The sequence below is a fragment of the Sinimarinibacterium flocculans genome (genome assembly GCF_003201205.1).
GTDB classification, from domain to species: domain Bacteria; phylum Pseudomonadota; class Gammaproteobacteria; order Nevskiales; family Nevskiaceae; genus Solimonas; species Solimonas flocculans.
In genome coordinates, this window is sequence record NZ_QICN01000011.1 from 111880 (window position 1) to 132804 (window position 20925).

Below are 20925 nucleotides of genomic sequence, written 5' to 3' on the forward strand. Positions count from 1 at the left end.
CTGCGCTACAGCCTGAGCGCCGCCGAAACCTCCAGCCACAACTCGGCGTAGGCGAGCAGGGCAGGGTCCTCGCTCGGCGCGTAGGCGGCCATCGGCGCGCGACGTTCGCCCATGCGCTCGACCATCGAGGCATAGGGAATCACCGCTTTGAGGGCACGCGCCATCGCCAGCGGCGGTTGCTCGATCAGTTCGCGATGCAGGCCGCGACGGCGGTCGGCCATCGAGTAGAACGGGCGCAGCTTGCGCACGTCGAGCCCTTCCTGCTTGAAGTAGGCCTGCACCTGTTCGAGCGCCCGCAGCGACAGGAAGGTCGGCACCACCGGCACCGCGATCATGTCGGCCGCCTCGAAGATGTTGTCGGCCAGATGGGACAGGCTCGGCGGACAGTCGAGCACCGCGAGCGCGAACTGCTCGGAGAACGGCTTGAGCAGCCGCTTGAGGGCCTCGCGCGGCGGCTCGACCTTCTTGAGCAGGATGTCGAGATAGCGGTACGACAGGTCGGCGGGAATGAGCTTGAGGTTCTCGTACGGCGACGGCACCACGAGCCGGCCCACCGGCGTCGAACCCTGGAACACGCTCTTGAGCTTCTGCTCCTGCGGCTCGCCGTGGAAGTACCAGCTCGCGGCCCCCTGGGGATCGAGGTCCCACAGCAGGGTCGGCACGTCGTTGGCCGCCGCCAGGTACGCCAGGTTGACCGCTGCCGCGGTCTTGCCGACGCCGCCCTTGAGGTTGTGCAGTGCCAGCGTTTTCATGCCCTTGAACCTCCCAACCCGATGTGAACGACGGTCTACTCGCCGAAGCTGCGCAACTCCCCGCCATAGGCGACGGCCACGCAGCGTGCGCCCGTGTTGACGGCCGCGGTGGCCGACATGATGCTCGTGAGGATCTCGATGCCCTGCTCGTGCGCCACGGCCGCGAGCCGCTCGTATCCGGGCAGGCCGGGCACCAGTCCCGGATCGCCGCCGTAGCTGATGCACAGGTGCCGCGTGTCGATGCCCGCCTCGAGCTGACGCGCCACGTGTTCGAACATGCGCTCGACCGCGCGCTCGTAGCTGCGGATCTTGGCGATCGGCTGGGTTTCGCCGCGATAGCAGAGGATCACCGGCTTGATGTCCAGCGCCGAACCGATCGCATAGCTGATCAGGCCGACGCTCTTCTCGCCCTTCTTGATCCCGCGGTTGCGGATGTAATACAGGTCGCCCGGCACCATGTAACCGCAGATGTGGTCGCGCAGCTCGTCGAGACGCTTGCGGATCTCGTTGGGCTGCGCACCCTTGCGCACGAGCTGCGCCGCTTCCGCGGCAAGCACGCCGGTGCCGCAGAACATGTTGCGCGAATCGACCACGCGCAGGGCGAACGGCCCGCTGACGCCGGCGGCGCTGCGCGGCGTCTTGTAGTCGGTGAGGATCGCGAACGAGGCCTTGGTGGCGTTCTCGAAGATCGGGCTGCGCGTCGCCGTGATGGTGATGCAGAAGACGTAGTCGTAGTCGAGCACCAGGCGCTCGAGGAAGCGTCCGCGGATCTGCTCGGCGGTCAGCGGCACCGTTTCGGCGTCGAAGCCCTTGTCGGCGAGCTGTTCGGCATAGAAGCGCAGGGTTGCCGCCGGATCGCGCTCGTCGACGAGCTGCTCGTCGCCGAGCCGGATCGTGACCGGCAGGATGCCGATGCCGTGTTCGCGGTAGAAGTCCGCGGGCAGATCGCAACTCGCATCCGCGACGACGCCGATACGCATCCGTCTCCTCGTCCGCTCGTGGTTTGGCCGCAGTGTAGCGGCAATCCGCGTGCCGATTCGATCCCGGCGGGCTTCAGTGGCGCAGACGGTCGAGACCGAAGCGACGCGACAGCAGGCGGTCGCGCAGCCGCTGCGGCACCACGGCTGCCAGCAGGGGCAGCAGTCGCGCACCGCCACCGGCGCGCAGTCGCGCGGGTGGCTGCGGTCGCAGCGCCGCGTCGGCAATGCGCCGGGCGAGCGCAGCGGCCGGCATGGCATGCTCCTGCGACGCGTTCGCCCGTGCGGCGATGCCGTCGGCGACCGCGGCGTAGACCGACTCGGCCGCGGCATCGCGTTCGAGGCTGCGGCTGGCGCTGTTGCCGAAGTCCGAGCGGATCGCGCCGGGCTGCACCGTCATCACGTGCACGCCGAAGGGTGCGAGTTCCATGCGCAGCGCATCGGCCAGGGCGTGCACCGCCGCCTTGCTGGCGCAGTAGGCGCCGGCGAAGGGCGTGGTCAGCACGCCGGAAACGCTGCCCAGTTGCACGACGAGGCCGCGGCGGCGTCCGATCATGCTGGGCACGAAGGCGCGTGTGACCGCGTGCAGGGCCACGACGTTGGTGTCGAACTGCGCGCGCAGCGCTTCGGCATCGACATCGAGCAGCGGGCCCATCTGCCCGTATCCGGCGTTGTTGACGAGGATGTCGACGCCCCCGTCCTCAGTCTCGATGCGTGTGCGCAGGGTGTCGATGGCGGCCGCATCGCGCACGTCGAGCGCGGCCGTGCGCAGGCCGTCGGCCACGAGGTCGGCCAGCGTCTGCGCCTGCCGGGCCGTGGCCCAGACGCGACAGCCGCGGGCGTGAAAGGCCTGCGCCAGCGCGCGGCCGATGCCGGTCGAACACCCCGTGATCAGGACGACCGGCGCCGCCGTCATCTGCGCTTCAGAGATCGAGGTTGCCGACGAGCAGGGCGTTCTTCTCGATGAATTCGCGGCGCGGCTCGACCTGCTCGCCCATCAGCGTCGTGAAGATCTGGTCGGCGGCGACGGCGTCCTCGACGTCGACCTTCACCAAGCGCCGGTTCTTCGGATCGAGCGTGGTTTCGCGCAGCTGTTCCGGGTTCATCTCGCCCAGACCCTTGTAGCGCTGCACATGCAGGCCGCGACGCGCCTCGTCGAGCAGCCAGGCGTAGACCGCATCGAAGTCGGCCGCCTCGAACCTGCGCTCGCCCCGGCGCGCCGTTGCCGGACCCGGCATCGCGCGGGCGATCTCGGTCCTCAGGGCGGCGATGCGGCCGTACTCCGGGCCGGCGAAGAAGTCGCTGTTGAAGTGGAAGCTCTGGCTGTTGCCATGGATGCGGCGATCGATCCGCAGCAGCGGACCCTCCGCACCGAGACGCGCCTCGACGACGAAACGCCCGCGGTGTCCTTCGCCGTTCAGGCCCTGCTCGTAGCGCCGCGCCCAGTCCTCGAGGGCCGCGCCATCGTCCGTCGGCAGCGGCGCGAAACGGGCCAGCGTGCCGAGCACGTGGCCGTCGTAGCGCCGCGACAGGCGTTCGATCAGGTCGCTCACCGCTGCGTATTCGCGAATCAGCCGCTCGAACTGCGTCGGTTCGATCTCGCCGGCGCCGGCGCCATCGAGCGCGGTGCCGAGCAGCCACTGCTCCAGCTCTTCGTCGTCCTTGACATAGGTCTCATGCTTGCCGGACTTGAGCTTGTACAGCGGCGGCTGCGCGATATAGATGTGACCGCGCTCGATCAGCGTGTACATGTGCCGGTAGAAGAACGTCAGCAGCAGCGTGCGGATGTGCGCGCCGTCGACGTCGGCGTCGGTCATGATAATGATGCGGTGATAGCGCAGTTTCTCGGGCTTGAACTCGTCCTTGCCGATGCCACAGCCCAGGGCCGTGATGAGCGTTGCAACTTCCTGACTTGAAAGCATTTTTTCAAGCCGCGCGCGCTCGACGTTGAGGATCTTGCCCTTCAGCGGCAGGATCGCCTGGAACTGGCGGTCGCGACCCTGCTTGGCGCTGCCGCCGGCCGAATCGCCCTCGACGAGGAACAGCTCCGACTTCGCCGGGTCCTTCTCCTGGCAGTCGGCCAGCTTGCCCGGCAGGCCGATGCCGTCCATCACGCCCTTGCGCCGCGTCATCTCGCGCGCCTTGCGTGCCGCCTCGCGCGCCGCCGCAGCCTCGACGATCTTGCCGCAGATCGTCTTCGCCTCGTTGGGCTTTTCGAGCAGGAATTCGGCGAGCTTCTCGGCGACGACTTCCTCGACCGCCGGTCGCGCTTCGCTCGACACCAGCTTCATCTTGGTCTGCGACGAGAACTTCGGGTCTGGCATCTTCACCGACAGCACGCAGGCCAGCCCCTCGCGCATGTCGTCACCGCTGATGTCGACCTTCGCCCGCTTGGCGAACTCGTTCTCGTCGATGAACTTGTTGATCACGCGCGTCATCGCCGCACGCAGACCGGTCAGGTGGGTGCCGCCGTCAGACTGCGGGATGTTGTTGGTGAAGCACAGCACCTGTTCGGCATAGCTGTCGTTCCACTGCATCGCGACCTCGACGGTCACCGGCACCGGCTCGCTGCCGCTCATCGGGACGTTGGCGACACCGCTGGCGTGGAACACGGTCGGGTGCAGCACCGACTTGGCGCGGTTGATGTACTCGACGAAGCCCTTCACACCGCCGGCGAAGGCGAAGTCCTCTTCCTTGCCGGCACGCTCGTCGATCAGGCGGATGCGCACACCGTTGTTGAGGAAGGACAGCTCGCGCAGACGCTTGGCCAGCACCTCGTAGTGGTACTCGACGTTGCCGAAGATCGTCGGGTCGGCGAGGAAGTGCACCTCGGTGCCGCGCTGCTCGGTTTCGCCAACGACCTTCAGCGGCGACACCTCGACGCCGTTCTGCACCTCGAGGACGCGATCCACCGGGGTGCCGCGACGGAACTCCATAAAGTGCTTCTTGCCGTCGCGACGGACCGTGAGCTTCAGCCACTCGGACAGCGCGTTGACGCAGGACACGCCGACGCCGTGCAGGCCGCCGGAAACCTTGTAGCTGTTCTGATTGAACTTGCCGCCGGCGTGCAGCACGCACATCACGATCTCGGCGGCAGTGCGCCGGGGTTCGTGCTTGTCGTCGAACTTGATGCCGACGGGGATGCCGCGGCCGTTGTCGGTCACCGAGATCGAGTTGTCGATGTGAATGGTGACAACGATGTCGTCGCAGTGGCCGGCCAGGGCCTCGTCGACCGCGTTGTCGACGACCTCGAACACCATGTGATGCAGGCCGGTGCCGTCGGAGGTATCGCCGATGTACATCCCCGGCCGCTTGCGCACCGCCTCCAGGCCTTCGAGTTGCTGGATGCTGGATTCGTCGTAGGCGGCAGCGTTCTGGTTCGGCGTCATGTTCATAAACCGCGAGTGAAGACGGCATTTTAGCACTTGCGACACTGCCGCCCCGGCGAAACAGTGGCGTCAGTCCAAGCTGCGCAGCCGACCGCGTTCCACGTGGAACATCGAAGCGTCGTCGATCCGTTCGAGCACCCCGCTGCGCTCGAACGCGGTGGCCACAACCTGGCCGCGATAGCGCTGCAACTCGCCCAGCAGTGCGCGCTGAAAGTGCTCGGCTAGCTCCGCGCCGAAGTCGTCGATCAGCAGGATCGGATGTCGGCCACTGGCCTCTGCAACGGTTTCGCTCTGGGTCAGCAGCATCGCCGCGATCAGCAACTTCTGCTGACCGCGGCTGATGCGATGCTTGATGCCCTGATCGCCGGCCCGGATGCGCAGCTCGGCCCGGTGCGGACCGACCTGCGTCGTGCCGAGTCGCCGGTCCGTGGCGCGGGTTCGCCTGAGGGTGTCGGCCAGGCTCTGGCCGCGCGTCCATCCGGACTGCAGCTCGAACTGCCATGCCCCCTCGTCCAGCAGCCGCTCGATGCGCTGCCCCACGGCAGGACCGATCCGGCCCAGATGATCCTGGCGCAGCGCGGTAAGCCGTTCCCCGGCATCCGCGAGTTCCGGCTCCCACGCGGCGATCTCGCGATCGCTGCGCCCCTGGCGCAGCAGCTGGTTGCGCTGTCGCAGCGCGCGGCGGTAGCGACGCCAGATCCCCATGAACGATGGTTCCACGTGGAACACACCCCAGTCGATGAAGCTGCGCCGGTAGGTCGGCCCGTCCTGCAGCACGCGGTGCATGCCCGGTTCGAGAATCTGCACGACCATCGCGTCGAGCAGGTCCAGGCTGCTGGCGTCGCGACCGTCGAGGCGCAGTTGCGTGCTGCCGTCGCGCCACTCCACACCCAGCCGATGCGCGCTCCCGTCCTCGGTCGTGCTCACCCGGCCGGTCACCAGCCAGCGCCGCTCACCGGACGAACCGGCAAGCTCCGACTGCGCATTGCCACGGAAAGACTTGCCACGCGCCAAGGTGTAGATCGCTTCGAGCAGGCTGGTCTTGCCTGCCGCGTTGGCGCCGAAAACGAAACTGAGCCTGCACCGGGGTTGCAGGCTCAGTTCGTGAAACAGACGGTAGTTCTCGGCTCTGAGTTCTAGCAGCCGCATGCGCTCAGCTGTCCCTGGTCCGCCGCTCCCCTGCGACCCTCGGCACCCGGCCCGGCCATGCGCCCATCACAGGCGCATCGGCATCACGACGTACTTGCTCGATCCGTCGCCGGCACCGTGGATCAGACCGCTGGAGTCGGCGTTCTTCAGTTCCATCACGAAGCGCTCGTCATCCAGCGCACCCAGGGCGTCGAGCAGGTAGTTCACGTTGAAACCGATCTCGATCGCCGAACCCTCGAAGCCGACTTCCAGCTCTTCCTCGGCTTCCTCGTGCTCCGGGTTGTGCGTCTGCAGCGTGAGCTTGTCGCCATCCAGGCTCAGGCGCACACCGCGGAACTTCTCGTTCGACAGGATCGCGGTGCGCACCAGGGCGCGGCGCACCGTTTCGCGGTCCGCCTCGAGGCGCTTGTCGCCCCCTTCCGGAACCACGCGCTCGTAGTCCGGAAAGCGTCCGTCGATGAGCTTGGACGTCATGCGCACCGCATCCAGGTCGGCCTCGATCTGACCGGCGCCGATCTTGACCTGGACGCTGTCCTCGCTCGCATCGAGCAGGCGCTGCAGTTCGAGCACCGCCTTGCGCGGCACGATCACCTGGCTGGGCGCGTCGAACCCGGTCTCCAGGTCGATCTCGCTCAGTGCCAGACGGTGGCCGTCGGTGGCGACGCTGCGGACGCGCTGCGGCGAGACCTCCAGCAACATCCCGTTGAGGTAGTAGCGCACGTCCTGCTGCGCCATCGCGAACTGGGTCTTCTCGATCAGCGTCTTGAGCTGCCGGCGCTGCAGCGTCAGCGTGCGACCGTCGTCCACGCGACCCATCGCCGGGAATTCCTCGGCACGCAGGCACGCCAGGGAATACCGGCTGCGACCCGACTTGAGCTGGGCCTTCTCGCTGCCGGCGTCGATGCTGATCTCGGCGCCCTCCGGCAGACCCCGGCAGATGTCGAACAGCTTGCGTGCCGGCAGGGTTGCACGACCCGGCGCGAGGTTCTGGACGCGGGCCCGTGCCTGCAGCTCGATCTCCAGATCCGTTCCGGTCACGACGAGTTCGTCGTCCTTGAGTTCGAGCAGAAAGTTCGACAGCACCGGCAGGGTCTGCCTGCGCTCGACGACACCGATGACGGCCGACAGTGCCGACAGAAGCTCGTTTCTCCCCACTTGCAGTTTCATGGGCTCACCACGTCTTTGAATGTTGAAAGGACTTATAGAAAGCTAACAGCAATATGCTGTGGCCCCCATCGTGAACAAGTCAAATAAAGCCTTTTAAATCATAAACAAACAACGACATCCGACCCTGCTTCACCCTTGGTTCCGCCGCCGCAACGCCTGTGGACAAGTTGGGCGCCGAAACTGTCCACAGCTTGTACCGGCGACTGTCCGCAGGCAGGCCGCACTGCGGCCCACAAGCTGTCCAGTGCGCCTCAGGCCCCGAGCTGACGCTGCAGGTTTTCATAGTCTTCCCGGATTTTCAGGTCGTCCTGACGCAGCGCGGAAATCTTGCGGCAGGCATGCAGCACGGTCGTGTGATCCTTGCCGAAGGCCTCGCCGATTTCCGGCAGGCTGTGCTGTGTCAGCTCCTTGGCCAGCGCCATCGCCACCTGCCGGGGGCGCGCCAGCGAGCGCGTGCGGCGCGGCGAATTCAGGTCGCCGACGCGGATGTTGTAGTAGCTCGCCACCGTGCGCTTGATGTTGTCGATCGTCACCATGCGCTCGTAGGCCGCGAGCAGATCCTTGAGCGTGTTGCGTGCGAACTCGACGCTCAGTGCCTCGCCGCGCAGCCGCGAACTCGCGGTGAGGCGCAGCAGGGCGCCTTCGAGCTCGCGGACGTTGGAGCGCACGCGCTGGGCGACGAACAGGGCCACTTCCTTGGGCAACTGCACGTGGTTTCCCTCGGCCTTGGCGATCAGGATCGCCATGCGCGTCTCCAGATCCGGCGGCTCGACGGCCACCGAGAGCCCCCAGGTGAATCGCGATTTGAGCCGTTCGTCGACACCGTCGATTTCCTTGGGGTAGCGGTCCGAGGTCAGGACGATCTGCTTGCGCGTGTCGATCAGCGCATTGAAGGTGTGGAAGAACTCTTCCTGCGTGCGTTCCTTGTGCGCGAAGAAGTGGATGTCGTCGATCAGCAGCGCGTCCACCGAGCGGTACAGGTTCTTGAACTCCTCGGTGCGTCCGTGGCGGATGGCCGCGGTGAAGTGGTTCATCCACTGCTCGGCGCCGAGATAAGCGATGCGCGCGCGCGGGTTGGCCTGGACGATCGCGTTGCCCACGGCGTGCATCAGGTGGGTCTTGCCCAGACCGGAGGCGCCATAGATGAGCAGCGGGTTGTACGCGCCGCCCGGCGTCTCGACGACGTGCTGGGCGGCTGCCCGTGCATGCGAGTTCGACTTGCCCTCGATGAAATTGGCGAAGGTGTAGTCGGGGTTGAGCTTGCCCGACACCGGCGGGACCTGGATCTCCTCGCCGACGACCGCGGCCGGCGCCATCGCCCCGTTGCGCACCTCCGCGGCACCGACCCGCAGCTCGACCAGCGGCGCCGCGGCACCGCCGACCACTTGCACCGCCCGCTCGATATGAGCCAGGAACTGGTCGCGCACGCGCTGCAGCACGAGCCGGTTGGGCGCCAGCAGCAGCAGGCGTCCGTCCTCGATGACGGCCTGCAGCGGACGCAGCCAGGTATTGACGTCGCGGTCCGGCAGTTCGCCTTCCAGCCAGCGCACGGACTGCGCCCAGAGATCCTCTTCGAGCATTTGGGATGTAATCGGAAACCACCGGGTGAACGGTGCGCGGCGCCGCGCGCATCAGGCGTGCAGTCTAAGACTTCGTTCCCGGCTTATCCACAGACCGCTGCGCACCGTGCTTGAACGCCGCTTCGGCAGTCGCTAAACTCCGCGCCCTTTTTGCAAGCTCAAGACCGGCGGGTGATGTCATGTCCAAGCGCACTTATCAGCCCAAGAAGCTGCGCCGCAAGCGCACGCACGGATTCCGCGCGCGGATGGCGACCAAGGGTGGCCGTCTCGTGCTGGCCCGTCGCCGCGCCAAGGGCCGCAAGCGTCTGGCCCCGTAAACGGGACTACCGGTGACCCATGGCGCGCTTTCCCCGGCGCGCCCGCCTGCTCAAGCCCGGCGAGTTCCAGGCCGCGCTCAAGCGCGGAAAGCGCCACAACGATCGCTGGTTGACGGCGGCCTGTGTCGTCAACGACCTCGGCCATCCGCGCCTCGGACTGGCCATCGCCAAGAAGTCCGTTCCGCTCGCCACGCAGCGCAACCGCATCAAGCGCAAGATCCGCGAGACGTTCCGTCTGCAACAGCTGCAGCTGCCGGCCGTGGATCTGGTGATCCTCGCGCGGCCGGGCTGCGCCGGCATTCCGGCAGCCGAACTCGACCGTAGCCTGGAGCGACTGTGGAAACGCATCGCGGCGTCTTCGCCAGGCTCCTCCTCGGACTGATCCGCGGCTACCAGCTGCTGCTGAGCCCGCTGCTCGGTCCGCGCTGCCGCTTCTATCCCAGCTGTTCGCACTACGCGGCCGAGGCCATCCGCCGGCACGGCTCGCTGCGTGGCGGCTGGCTGGCGCTGCGCCGTCTCGCCCGCTGTCATCCGCTCCACCCCGGCGGTTACGATCCGGTGCCCGATCATCCCGACGCCCGCCGGCCGCATTCCGACTGCCGACACGCCTGAACCGTCCCATCATGGAAAACCGTCGCTTCATCCTGATCGCGCTGCTCGGCGTGGTGCTGTTCTTCATGTACCAGGCCTGGCAGAAGGACTATGTCATCGCCGCCACGCCGGCACCGGCGCCGGATGTCGCGGCCGCGGTGCCGGTCGACGACGTCCCGGCGGCGGGCGACGTGCCGACGGCCACGCTGCACGATCCCGCGCCGGCAAGCGGCGAGGCAGCCGCTCCGGGCGGTGCCCGGATCAGCGTCGAGACCGACGTGATGCGCGCCGAGATCGCGCTCGACGGTGGTGAGCTGCGTCGCCTGGAGCTGCCCGGGTTTCCCGTCTCCAAGGATCAGCCGGACACGCCGCTGGCCCTGCTCGACGATCGCGCCGGACGTCTGTTCGTGCTGCAGAGCGGGCTTGCCGGCACGCGCGAGGCGCTGGTCACGCACCACTCGCGGTTCACGTCCGCACAGCGAAGTTACCGGCTGGCCGACGGTGCCGAGCAGCTCGACGTCGTGCTGGAGCACGCCGCACCCGGCTACCTCGCGCGCAAGATCTACCGCTTCCATCGCGGCGACTATCGCGTCGAGCTGATTCACGAACTCGACAACCACGCCGACGAGGCCGTCGTCGCCAGTCCCTACACCCGGCTGGTGCGGACCGTGTTCAAGGCCGGCGACGAACCGCCGTTCGTCGCGACGTTCACCGGCGTGGGCTTCTACGAGCAGAAGGACGGCGGCAGCAACTACCGCTTCGCCAAGACCAAGCTCGACGATCTCGCCGACGATGCCTTCGAGAAGCGCCAGCCGGGCGGCTGGATCGCCATGCTGCAGCACTACTTCGTCGCCGCCGTGCTGCCGCCGGCCGACCAGCCCGCGACCTACTCCGCCAGGCCGGCATCCGGCCAGGGCTACATGGCCCAGGCCGTCGGCGCCGCGCAGACCATCGAGCCTGGTGCCAGTGCGCGCTTCGAGACCGGTCTGTATCTCGGACCCAAGCTGCAGGACCGTGTCACCGAGGTCGCGCCCGGCTTCGACCTGACGCTCGACTACGGCATTCTCACGCCGATCTCGGAGCCGCTGTTCTGGCTGCTCGACAAGCTGCACGCGCTGACCGGCAACTGGGGCGTGGCGATCATCCTGCTGACGCTGCTGGTCAAGGCGGCGATGTACAAGCTGTCCGAAGCGCAGTACCGATCGATGGCGAAGATGAAGAAGTTCGCGCCGAAGATCCAGGACATCAAGGAGCGCTACGGCGACGACCGCGAACGCCTGCAGAAGGCGATGATGGACCTCTACAAGAAGGAGGGCTTCAATCCGCTGGCCGGCTGCTGGCCGCTGCTGGTGCAGTTCCCGGTGTTCATCGCGCTGTACTGGGTGCTGCTCGAATCGGTGGAGCTGCGTCAGGCGCCGTTCGCGCTGTGGCTGCAGGATCTGACGTCGCCAGACCCGTACTTCGTGCTGCCGGTGCTGTTCGGCGTCTCGATGTTCGTGCAGCAGAAGATCTCGGGTCAGCAGGTGATGGACCCGATGCAGCAGAAGATCATGAACATCATGCCGATCATGCTCACGGCATTCTTCGCGTTCTTCCAGTCGGGCCTGGTGCTCTACTGGTTCACGTCGAACCTGATCGGCATCGCCCAGCAGTGGTACATCACGCGCAAGCTGGACCGGGAAGAAGCGGCGAAAGTCGCCAAGCGCTAGCGTCGGCCCGCCCCAAGCGGAACGCGGTAACGGAAGTGGCACACTGCCCGGCCATGGATGGCGGGCCAAACACCTCCGCATGAGCGTCACCGACACCATCGTCGCGATCGCCACCGCTGCAGGCCGCGGCGCCATCGGCATCGTGCGCCTGTCAGGGCCGCAGGCGTTCGCGATCGCCGAGCGGATCGCCGGCCCGCTGCCGGCGCCACGCGAAGCGGCGCTGCGAGCCTTCCGCGATGCGGACGGCGAAGGCATCGACCAGGGCCTGGTGCTGTGTTTTGCCGCGCCGGCGACGTTCACCGGCGAGGACGTCGTCGAACTGCAGGGTCATGGCGGCAGCGTCGTGCTGCAATCGCTCGTCGAGGCGGCCTGCCGGCACGGCGCACGTGTCGCGCGGCCCGGCGAGTTCTCCGAGCGCGCCTTTCTCAACGATCGCATCGACCTCGTGCAGGCCGAGGCGATCGCCGACCTGATCGACGCCGGCACGCGCGACGCGGCGCGTGCCGCGCGGCGCTCGCTCGACGGCGCGCTGTCGCAGCGTGTCCGGACCTTGGCCGCCGCGCTGCTCGAACTGCGCGTCCATGTCGAGGGTGCGCTCGACTTCTCCGACGAGGACATCGACTGGCTCGCCGACCGCAAGCTGCATGCGCGCGTCGAAACGCTGCGCACGGGACTGCAGCAGCTGCTCGCCGAGGCCGGTCGCGGCCGGCGCCTGCGCGACGGACTGGTCGTCGCCCTCGCCGGTCGGCCCAACGTCGGCAAGTCGACGCTGCTCAACCGGCTCGCCGGTGCCGACGTTGCGATCGTCACCGACATCGCCGGCACCACGCGCGACGTGCTGCGCGAACATCTCGATCTCGACGGGCTGCCGCTGACGCTGATCGACACCGCCGGCCTGCGCGACACCGACGACACCGTCGAACGCGAGGGCGTGCGCCGCGCACGGGCGGCCCTCGATCGCGCGGAGCTGGCGCTGTTCGTCAGCGATGCCGGCGCGAATCTCGGCACCGGGGACCAGGCGCTGCTGCAGAGTCTGCGCGCCGATCTGCCGCGGCTGATCGTGCACAACAAGTGCGACCTGCACGGCCTCGCCGCCGCTCGCGAGGAGCGCGACGGCCACGTCCATCTGCATCTTTCCGCGGCGACCGGTGACGGCATCGACCGGCTGGTGCGCGAACTGCACCGCGTCGCCGGACTCGGCGAGCGCACACAGACCACATTCTCCGCACGCACGCGCCACGTCGACGCGTTGCGACGGACGCTGGGTTTCGTGGTGGATGCCGAACAGCGGCTGCATGAGGGTGCGAACGCCGAACTCGCCGCCGAGGAGTTGCGCCTCGCACATGACGCCCTCGGCGAAATCACCGGTCGCGTGACCAGCGAGGATCTGCTCGGCGCCGTGTTCTCGCGCTTCTGCATCGGCAAGTGACACCGGCGCCGGGACGCATCGTTCGCGGATAAGCTAGCGCGTCATGCGCGCCGCAGAACTGACCGATTTCCTCCGCCGCAGCATCCCGCTGACCAAGGCGCTCGACATCCGCGTCGCGGCAGCCGGTGACGGTCGCGTGCGTCTCGTCGCCCCGCTCGAACCGAACCTCAATCATCACGGCACCGCGTTCGGCGGCAGTCTGGCGACCATCGGCATCCTCGCCGGCTGGACCGTGCTGCATATGAGTCTCGAGGACGCCGGTCTGACGCCGAGCCTCGTCGTGCGTCACGTCGAACTCGACTATCTCGAACCGGTTCGCGGCGAACTCGTCGCCGAAAGCGCACTGCCGACCGATGTCTGGCCGCGCTTCGTCGACACCTTGCGTCGCGGACGGCGCGCGCGCATCGAGGTCGAGAGCCGTCTGCAGGGGGCCGGCGAAGCGGTGCGGGTCCGGGCCAGCTATGTGGCGCTGCCGCCGACTTGAGGCGGGCCTGCTCGCGCTGCTGTGCCTGGCAGCCGCGCCAACGGACGCGCGGCAGTCGGAAACAGTGGTCTTCACGCTCGACAGCGGCCGCCGCATCAGCGCCGAAATCCGCCGTCCGGTGCAGGCCGACGGGCCGCTGCCGGCAGTCATGCTGTTCGGCGGTTTCCGCGGCGCGGCGACGGTGCTCGATGCCGTGCCCGCCGCTGCGCCGGTCGTTGCCGCGAGCTTCGACTATCCCTTCGATCCGCCACGTCGGTTCGTGTTCCCGGACAGCTTCGCGCACGTTCCGGCGATGGCGCGCGGCATCGACGAGACCCTCGAGGGCATCGCGCGGCTGAGCGCACATCTGCGCGATCGTGCGGATGTCGACGGCGCACGCATCACCATCGTCGGCGCGAGCCTGGGCGCGCCGTTCGCGACGATCTCCGCCGCGGAACTGGCGCTGCCCGGACTGGTGATCGTTCACGGCTTCGGCCGCATCCGCGAGGTGATCGGCCACCAGCTTGCCGAAGCCGCCGAGCGCCGCGGCGCCGGCTGGCTGCGCTGGCCGGCGCAGGGTCTGGCCAACCTGCTGACCTGGGGTTTGTGCCTGCCGGCACCGGAGCGTTCGGCCTCGCGACTCGGCGGACAGCAGCGCGCGCTGATGATCGTCGCGGGCGACGACGAGCTGATTCCGCGGGCGGCGACCGCGAGCCTGTGGTCGGCGCTGCAGGCTTCGGACGCGCGCATCGAACGCATCGACGAAGCGGGCGGCCATCTGCGCGGCGTCCACGATCCGCGCATCGGCGAACTCGTCGGCACGGCGATGGACTGGATGCAGCGCAACGACCTGCGCTGAGGGCCGCAACGCGGCTACCATGCCGGCGACACCGAGCCCGCCGCATGACCACGATCTACCGTTACTGCCCGCGTTGCGCCCAAGCCCTGCAGCCCCGTGCGGAGGGCGGTTTTCCGCGCCAGGCCTGTCCCGACACGCAATGCGGTTTCGTCTGGTGGGACAACCCGACGCCGGTCGTCGCCGCGGTGGTCGAACACGACGGCGAGGTCATCCTGGCGCGCAACAAGCTGTGGACCTACCGCTTCTTCGGTCTGGTGACCGGATTTCTCGAACGCAACGAGATCCCGCACGAAGCGGTGCTGCGCGAGGTCGAGGAGGAGCTGGGCCTGAAGGGCGACACGGCGACGCTGATCGGCCACTACACCTTCGAGCGCATGAACCAGCTGATCATTGCCTATCACGTTCCGGCCAGCGGCGAGGTCCGTCTCGGCGAGGAACTCGCCGAGTACATCCGCGTGGCGCCGCAACAGGCGCGTTACTGGCCGGCAGCCACCGGACTGGCGCTGCGCGACTGGCTGCGCGCGCGCGGTTTCGATCCGCAACCGATCGAGATGCCGGCGCGGCCGAGAAGCTGAGTCAGGCCTCGGCCGCCAGCGCGTCGATCAGCAGCGCCCGCGCGACCCGATCCTGCATCGTCGCCGGCCGGTCGAGGCCGACGCGCCGCAGATAGGGGGTCGCCGAGTCCGGCGTGCCGCGCAGTTCGCGCCCGAGCAGGGTCGCGATCAGCTTCCACGTCGGCGTGGTCTTCGCGCGGCGCGCAACGGCCTTCAGCGCCTTGCCGAGCACGAGTTCCTCGTCGGTGAAGTCGCAGCCGAACGGAAAAGGCGGATATCGCTGCCCCTCGGGCGCCTGCGCGCGAAGGATCGCGAGCTGGCGTTCGAGACGCTCGGGCGTGTTGTCGCGGCAGGCGTCGGGAACGGTCCAGCCGCGTTCGAGCTTACCGGCGCGTTGCGCCTGCTCCAGCAGTGCATCCTGGAAGCGGGAATCGGCGATGCAGATCAGCGCCTTGGCGACGGCGTCGTCGGTCTGCGAGCGCAGGTCGGCGATGCCGTATTCGGTGATGACGATGTCGCGCAGGTGACGCGGAATCGTCAGGTGGCCGTAGTTGAAGACGATGTTGCTGGTGACTTCGCCGCCGCTGTCCTCGCGCGTCGCACGCACCATCAGGATCGAGCGTCCGCCGGGAATCTGGTGGGCCTGTGCGACGAAGTTGTACTGGCCGCCGACGCCGGAGACGACCTGACCGTTGTCGAGGCCGTCCGAGCAGACGGCGCCCGACAGCGTCGCCATCATGCCGGTGTTGATGAAGCGCGCATCGCGGCGCTGGGCCCGGTACAGCCGCGGATTGAGGTCGAGCTGGTTGGTCTTCTCGACGCCGGTCATGCAGATCGTGTCGCGCTCGGCCTGGCTCATCTGTCGCAGGCCCTCGTAGAAGTCCGCCGGTCCGAGAAAGAAGCCGCCGTGCAGCACGATGCCGTTGCGCAGGCGTCGTCCGAGGCAGCGCGCCATCACCGCGCGCGACGCCGGGTTGGCGACATTGGCAGTGACGCGTTCGCCGTCCGGCGCGATGAGGTGGCCGTCGTCGTAGCGCGTCGCGTCGCTGAAGAAGCCGTGATGCTGCAGGACCTCGAAGTCCTTGCCGCGGATCACACGCACGCCCAGTTGCTCGAAGCCGTCGAGCACCGCCGGCGTCAGCGCCTCCGGATCGCACCGGTTCTCGTTGATGAGGATCTGCAGGGCCCAGAAGTCGTAGACGCGGCGCCTGAGCAGACCGGCGCGCATCAGCTGCCAGAAACCGTCGACGAACATTTCGGTGGCGCCGTAGAGGCCTTGTTCGAAACGGCCCGTGCCGCCGATCCCTTCGATCAGCGAGCCGTGCCGATCGAGCGCCCCGATGGTCGCGAGCGCGTCGCGGTATCCGGCGCCGTTCGCGTGCCGCTCGATCAGCGCATGGACGATCGCGTCGGCGAGACTGCCGATGCCGAGTTGCAGCGTGCCGCCGTCACGCACCAGGCTGCTCGCGTACAGGCCGATGTGATAGTCCGCTGCGGTCACCGCCATCTTCGGCGTCGGGAACAGTGCCGTCGTGTAACGCGGATCGTCCACGACGATGTCGAACTCGTCCGGCGACACCTCGGCATCGTGCGCCATGTACGGCAGGTTCTGGTTGAGCACCGCCACGGCGACGTGCCGACGGCCGCTGGCGCGCAGCATCTGCAGCAGCTCCGGACCGGTGTCCGGATTGCACGACAGGCTCAGTCGCTGCTCCGCGCCCTCGCCGCGCGCGCAGACGGACTGCGCGACGACGTTGCAGCCCTGTTCGAAGACGTCGCGCGCGGCATGGGTGTAGTTGCTGCTGATGTAGCGCGGCTGCGCATGCGCGTTGCCGAGCATCGAGCCCGGCCGGAAATAGAACTCGCAGACCTCGACGTTGGCCGGCAGTGCGTTCTCGCGCAGATCGCGCGCATAGTCCAGGTCCGGCACGCCGGCGAAGACGCGCGCGACGAAGGGATCGAGGAAGGCCTGCTCGATGCGGCTCGAACCCACCGGCTTGTCGAGCGACAGCGCGGTGAGGATCCGCAGATGGAGCGACGGGTCCTGCCGTGCACGCCGGTACAGCGCGTTGACCAGTTCCACCGGCTTGCCCAGGCCCAGCGGCAGGCCGAGAACGATCTTCGCGCCCACGGCCTCGATGATCCGGTCTACGGCGGCATCGACGTCGGCGAGGCGCTGCGGCTTGGGCTCCATCTGTCGGCGGCTCCGGTGGAAACGTCGGTGCGATTATGCGCGTGCCAGCTTGCGCGTCAGCGTCAGCAGGCGTGCGAGTTGCGGCGTATGGCGGTCGGCATCGCGGAAGATCAATGACAGCCGCGCCTTGGGCGCCGGCCGCCGGATCGCGCGATAGGTCACGCCGTCGCTGTGCACCTGCTGCATCGACGCCGGCACGATCGACACGCCCAGGCCGGCGGCCACCAAGTTGACGATCGAGGTCACCTGCGAGGTCTCCTGCACGATCCGCGGCGAGAAACCGGCGATGCGGCAGGCGCTGACGATCTCGTCGTGCAGACCCGCACCGACCGCGCGCGGGAACAGCACGAACGGTTCGATCGACAGCGCCAGCAACGGCACCGGCCCTTTCTTCGCCAGCGGATGGCCGCTGGGCAGGGCCACGACCATGTCCTCGTCGGCGACGACCTCGCTGGCAAGCCCCGGTTCGGCGCCGAGCAGCGGACGCACGAAGGCCACGTCGAGCACCTCGTCACGCACGGCCGCCGCGAGCATCGGCGTCGGCCCCTCGTCGAGCGACAGCGCGAGCTGTGGATGCGCGCGGCGGAACTCGCGGATCACGCGCGGAATCAGCGGGTGGAACGGCGCCGAGTTGATCATGCCCACGCGCAGCCGGCCGGCTTCGCCGCGGGCCACGCGGCGTACGCGTTCGGCCGCCCGCTCGGCATCACGCAGGATGCGCCGCGCGTCTTCGAGCAGTGCTTCGCCGGCCGCCGTCAGCGCCACGGCGCGCGGCCGGCGTTCGAACAGCGCGGTCCCGAGTTCGCGCTCCAGTGCCTGGATCTGCTGCGACAGCGGCGGCTGGCCGATGCCCAGTGCACGGGCGGCCCGCGTGAAATGCCGCGCTTCGGCCACGGCGACGAAGTAGCGCAGATGACGCAGTTCCATTTCGATACTCAGAATAGATCATGAATCAGGGTTTCATATATTGGACGTATGAATCGGCTGAGGTCTACATTGTCGGTCCGGCGCCCAGCATGCGTCGCGGAGGAGTTCGCCGTGAATCAAGCCCTACCGCCGTCGGTGTCCACCGACACCGATCCGCTCGAAACCCGCGAATGGCTGGAAGCGCTGCAGGCGGTGTTGCAGAGCGCCGGTCCCGAGCGTGCGCATTTCCTGCTCGAAACGCTGACCGAGAAGGCGCGCCGCAGCGGCGCGCATATCCCGCACTCGGCGAACACCGCGTACATCAACACGATTCCGCCGCACCTCGAGGAGCGTTCGCCGGGCGATCACGCACTCGAGTGGAAGATCCGTTCGATCATCCGCTGGAACGCAATGGCGATGGTCGTCAACGCCAACCGCGAACACGCCGGCATCGGCGGTCATATCGCGAGCTTCGCGTCGGCCGCGACGCTCTACGACGTGGGCTTCAACCACTTCTGGAAAGGCCCCGACCATTCGCAAGGCAGCGACCTGGTCTACATCCAGGGCCATTGCACGCCGGGCATCTATGCGCGTGCGTTCCTCGAAGGCCGCATCACGCAGGAGCAGCTGCAGCGCTTCCGCATGGAAGCGCTGCAGCCGGGCCTGTCGAGCTACCCGCATCCCTGGCTGATGCCGGACTTCTGGCAGTTCGCCACCGTCTCGATGGGTCTCGGGCCGATCATGGCGATCTACCAGGCGCGGCTGATGAAGTATCTGGAGCACCGCGGCCTCAAGGAGATGGCCGGCCGCAAGGTCTGGTGCTTCTGCGGCGACGGCGAGATGGACGAACCGGAATCGCTGGGTGCGATCGACATCGCCGCACGCGAGAAGCTCGACAACCTCGTCTTCGTCGTCAACTGCAACCTGCAGCGTCTCGACGGCCCGGTGCGCGGCAACGGCAAGATCATCCAGGAACTCGAAGGCGTGTTCCGCGGTGCCGGCTGGAACGTCATCAAGGTGATCTGGGGCGCGCTGTGGGATGCGCTGATCGCCCAGGACGGTTCCGGCAAGCTGCTGCAGGCGATGAACGAGACCGTCGACGGCGAGTACCAGAGCTACAAGGCCAAGGGCGGCAGGTACACGCGCGAACACTTCTTCGGCAAGTATCCGGAACTCGAGCGTCTGGTCAGCACGATGTCGGACGAGGACATCGCGCGCCTCAACCGCGGCGGCCACGATCCGCACAAGATCTACGCGGCGTATGCCGCGGCGTCCAGGCACACCGGCGGCCCGACGGTGATTCTCGCCAAGACCGTGAAAGGCTACGGCATGGGCGAGGCCGGAGAAGGCCAGAACGTCACTCACCAGCAGAAGAAGATGGGCGAGGAGGCGCTCAAGGCTTTCCGTGACCGCTTCCAGATCCCGATCTCGGACGACCAGATCGCCGACACGCCGTTCTACCGGCCGCCCGAGGATTCGCCGGAGATCCGCTACCTCAAGGAACGTCGCGAGAAGCTCGGCGGCTATCTGCCGCAACGCCGGCCGAACAACGAGACGCTGGAGATCCCGCCGCTGAAGGTGTTCGAGAAGATTCTCGCCGGCTCCGGCGAGCGCGAGATCTCGACGACGATGGCCTTCGTGCAGCTGCTGCAGACCCTGTGCCGCGACAAGGCCATCGGCAAGCGCGTCGTGCCGATCGTGCCGGACGAGGCGCGCACCTTCGGTATGGAGGGCATGTTCCGCTCGCTCGGCATCTATTCGATCGTCGGCCAGAAGTACAACCCGGAGGATGCGGACCAGCTCGCCTTCTACAAGGAGGACATCAAGGGCCAGGTGCTCGAGGAAGGCATCACCGAAGCCGGTGCGATGTCCTCGTGGATCGCCGCGGCAACGAGCTATGCGAACCACGGCGTCTCGCTGCTGCCGTTCTACATCTTCTACTCGATGTTCGGCTTCCAGCGCGTCGCCGACCTGTGCTGGGCCGCCGGCGACATGCGCGCGCGCGGCTTCCTGCTGGGGGCGACCGCCGGCCGCACCACGCTCAACGGCGAAGGCCTGCAGCACGAGGACGGGCATTCCCTGGTGATGGCGGCGATGGTGCCGAACTGCCGCAGCTACGACCCGGCCTTCGCCTACGAGCTCGCGGTCATCCTGCAGCACGGCCTGCACGAGATGTATGTCGAGCACCGTGATAATTACTACTACATTACGCTATATAACGAGAATTACGCACACCCGGCGATGCCCGTCGGGGTCGAGAGCGGCATCATCCGCGGCATGTACCTGCTGCGGTCCGAGGACAAGGCCGCGAAAGCCCATGTGCAGCTGCTCGGCTCGGGGTCCATCCTGCGCGAGGTGATCGCCGCCGCGGATCTGCTCAAGGAGGAATGGGGCGTCACCAGCGACGTCTGGAGCGTGCCGAGCTTCAACGAACTGGCGCGCGACGGGCGCGAGACCGAGCGCTGGAACCTGCTGCACCCGCAGGACAAGCCGCGCAAGACCTACGTACAGGAATGCCTCGGCGGCATGACCGGTCCGGCGATCGCCTCCACCGACTCGATCCGTGCCTACGCCGAGCAGATCCGGCCGTACGTCCCCATGTCCTACCATGTGCTCGGCACGGACGGCTTCGGTCGTTCCGACAATCGTCCGGCGCTGCGCGATTTCTTCGAGATCGACCGCCGCTGGATCGTCGTCAAGGCGCTCAAGGCCCTGGCCGAGCAGAAGCTCGTGCCGGCGGAGCGTGTGACCCAGGCGATCAAGATCTACGGCATCAAGCCCAACCGCGGCGCTCCCTGGGCGAGCTGAGCGGGGACTGCCCTGAATGGCGATCTGCGCCCGGCGGACACGCGGTCCGGATGGCCGGTGCGGGGAGGATCGATGAAGCAT

18 protein-coding genes are annotated in these 20925 nt (G+C 67.6%); 9 read left to right on the forward strand and 9 right to left on the reverse strand.

The features are described 5' to 3' along the window. Positions 1 to 5: 5 nt before the first annotated feature. The 7 genes from C8D93_RS17270 to dnaA form a co-directional block, all read right to left on the reverse strand. The gene (locus C8D93_RS17270) at positions 6 to 752 is read right to left on the reverse strand and encodes a ParA family protein (RefSeq protein ID WP_110266480.1); all 747 of its coding nucleotides are present in this window, start codon (positions 750 to 752) and stop codon (positions 6 to 8) included. 35 nt (positions 753 to 787) lie between these two features. Beyond that, on the reverse strand, positions 788 to 1732 hold the full coding sequence (locus C8D93_RS17275) for a DegV family protein (protein ID WP_110266481.1): 945 nt from the start codon (positions 1730 to 1732) through the stop codon (positions 788 to 790). A 73-nt stretch (positions 1733 to 1805) separates the two neighbouring features. Then, complete coding sequence (locus tag C8D93_RS17280) at positions 1806 to 2645, reverse strand: SDR family oxidoreductase (RefSeq protein ID WP_110266482.1); 840 nt, start codon at positions 2643 to 2645, stop codon at positions 1806 to 1808. A gap of 7 nt (positions 2646 to 2652) precedes the next feature. Beyond that, positions 2653 to 5118 carry a DNA topoisomerase (ATP-hydrolyzing) subunit B gene (gene gyrB, locus C8D93_RS17285; protein ID WP_211307404.1) on the reverse strand — a complete coding sequence of 822 codons (2466 nt, stop codon included), beginning with the start codon at positions 5116 to 5118 and terminating at the stop codon, positions 2653 to 2655. A 69-nt stretch (positions 5119 to 5187) separates the two neighbouring features. After that, the gene (recF, locus tag C8D93_RS17290) at positions 5188 to 6267 is read right to left on the reverse strand and encodes a DNA replication/repair protein RecF (protein ID WP_110266484.1); all 1080 of its coding nucleotides are present in this window, start codon (positions 6265 to 6267) and stop codon (positions 5188 to 5190) included. A gap of 66 nt (positions 6268 to 6333) precedes the next feature. Further along, a complete protein-coding gene (gene dnaN, locus C8D93_RS17295; protein WP_110266485.1) occupies positions 6334 to 7434 on the reverse strand; it encodes a DNA polymerase III subunit beta in 1101 nt (366 codons plus the stop codon). Between the two features lie 251 nt (positions 7435 to 7685). Then, positions 7686 to 9014, reverse strand: a complete 1329-nt coding sequence (gene dnaA / locus C8D93_RS17300; RefSeq protein WP_110266486.1) for a chromosomal replication initiator protein DnaA — start codon at positions 9012 to 9014, stop codon at positions 7686 to 7688. A 179-nt stretch (positions 9015 to 9193) separates the two neighbouring features. On the opposite strand from dnaA, the gene rpmH reads away from it, so the two are divergent. From rpmH to C8D93_RS17340, 8 genes are all read left to right on the forward strand, one after another. After that, positions 9194 to 9331, forward strand: coding sequence for a 50S ribosomal protein L34 (gene rpmH / locus C8D93_RS17305; protein WP_110266487.1), 138 nt, complete (start codon positions 9194 to 9196; stop codon positions 9329 to 9331). Between the two features lie 19 nt (positions 9332 to 9350). After that, positions 9351 to 9713: a ribonuclease P protein component gene (rnpA, locus tag C8D93_RS17310; protein ID WP_110266488.1), complete on the forward strand. Its 363-nt coding sequence runs from the start codon at positions 9351 to 9353 to the stop codon at positions 9711 to 9713. Next, positions 9668 to 9943, forward strand: a complete 276-nt coding sequence (gene yidD / locus C8D93_RS17315; RefSeq protein ID WP_110266489.1) for a membrane protein insertion efficiency factor YidD — start codon at positions 9668 to 9670, stop codon at positions 9941 to 9943. The genes rnpA and yidD overlap by 46 nt, the downstream gene beginning before the upstream one ends. An 11-nt stretch (positions 9944 to 9954) precedes the next feature. Further along, complete coding sequence (gene yidC, locus C8D93_RS17320; RefSeq protein ID WP_110266490.1) at positions 9955 to 11631, forward strand: membrane protein insertase YidC; 1677 nt, start codon at positions 9955 to 9957, stop codon at positions 11629 to 11631. Positions 11632 to 11710: 79 nt separating this feature from the next. After that, positions 11711 to 13060, forward strand: a complete 1350-nt coding sequence (gene mnmE / locus C8D93_RS17325; RefSeq protein ID WP_110266491.1) for a tRNA uridine-5-carboxymethylaminomethyl(34) synthesis GTPase MnmE — start codon at positions 11711 to 11713, stop codon at positions 13058 to 13060. Between the two features lie 43 nt (positions 13061 to 13103). After that, on the forward strand, positions 13104 to 13544 hold the full coding sequence (locus C8D93_RS17330; RefSeq protein WP_110266492.1) for a YiiD C-terminal domain-containing protein: 441 nt from the start codon (positions 13104 to 13106) through the stop codon (positions 13542 to 13544). Further along, the gene (locus tag C8D93_RS17335; protein ID WP_110266493.1) at positions 13522 to 14382 is read left to right on the forward strand and encodes an alpha/beta hydrolase family protein; all 861 of its coding nucleotides are present in this window, start codon (positions 13522 to 13524) and stop codon (positions 14380 to 14382) included. The genes C8D93_RS17330 and C8D93_RS17335 overlap by 23 nt, the downstream gene beginning before the upstream one ends. 44 nt (positions 14383 to 14426) lie before the next feature. Then, on the forward strand, positions 14427 to 14957 hold the full coding sequence (locus tag C8D93_RS17340; RefSeq protein ID WP_110266494.1) for an NUDIX domain-containing protein: 531 nt from the start codon (positions 14427 to 14429) through the stop codon (positions 14955 to 14957). A 1-nt stretch (position 14958) separates the two neighbouring features. On the opposite strand, the gene C8D93_RS17345 is transcribed toward C8D93_RS17340, so the two are convergent. Together C8D93_RS17345 and C8D93_RS17350 are read right to left on the reverse strand one after the other, a co-directional pair. Continuing rightward, on the reverse strand, positions 14959 to 17130 hold the full coding sequence (locus tag C8D93_RS17345; protein ID WP_110266495.1) for an acetyl-CoA hydrolase/transferase C-terminal domain-containing protein: 2172 nt from the start codon (positions 17128 to 17130) through the stop codon (positions 14959 to 14961). 33 nt (positions 17131 to 17163) lie between these two features. Further along, a complete protein-coding gene (locus tag C8D93_RS17350) occupies positions 17164 to 18057 on the reverse strand; it encodes a LysR family transcriptional regulator (protein ID WP_110266496.1) in 894 nt (297 codons plus the stop codon). A 111-nt stretch (positions 18058 to 18168) separates the two neighbouring features. Here C8D93_RS17350 and aceE point away from each other — a divergent pair, with 111 nt between their 5' ends. Next, positions 18169 to 20844 carry a pyruvate dehydrogenase (acetyl-transferring), homodimeric type gene (gene aceE / locus C8D93_RS17355; protein ID WP_245903963.1) on the forward strand — a complete coding sequence of 892 codons (2676 nt, stop codon included), beginning with the start codon at positions 18169 to 18171 and terminating at the stop codon, positions 20842 to 20844. Positions 20845 to 20925: the final 81 nt, after the last annotated feature.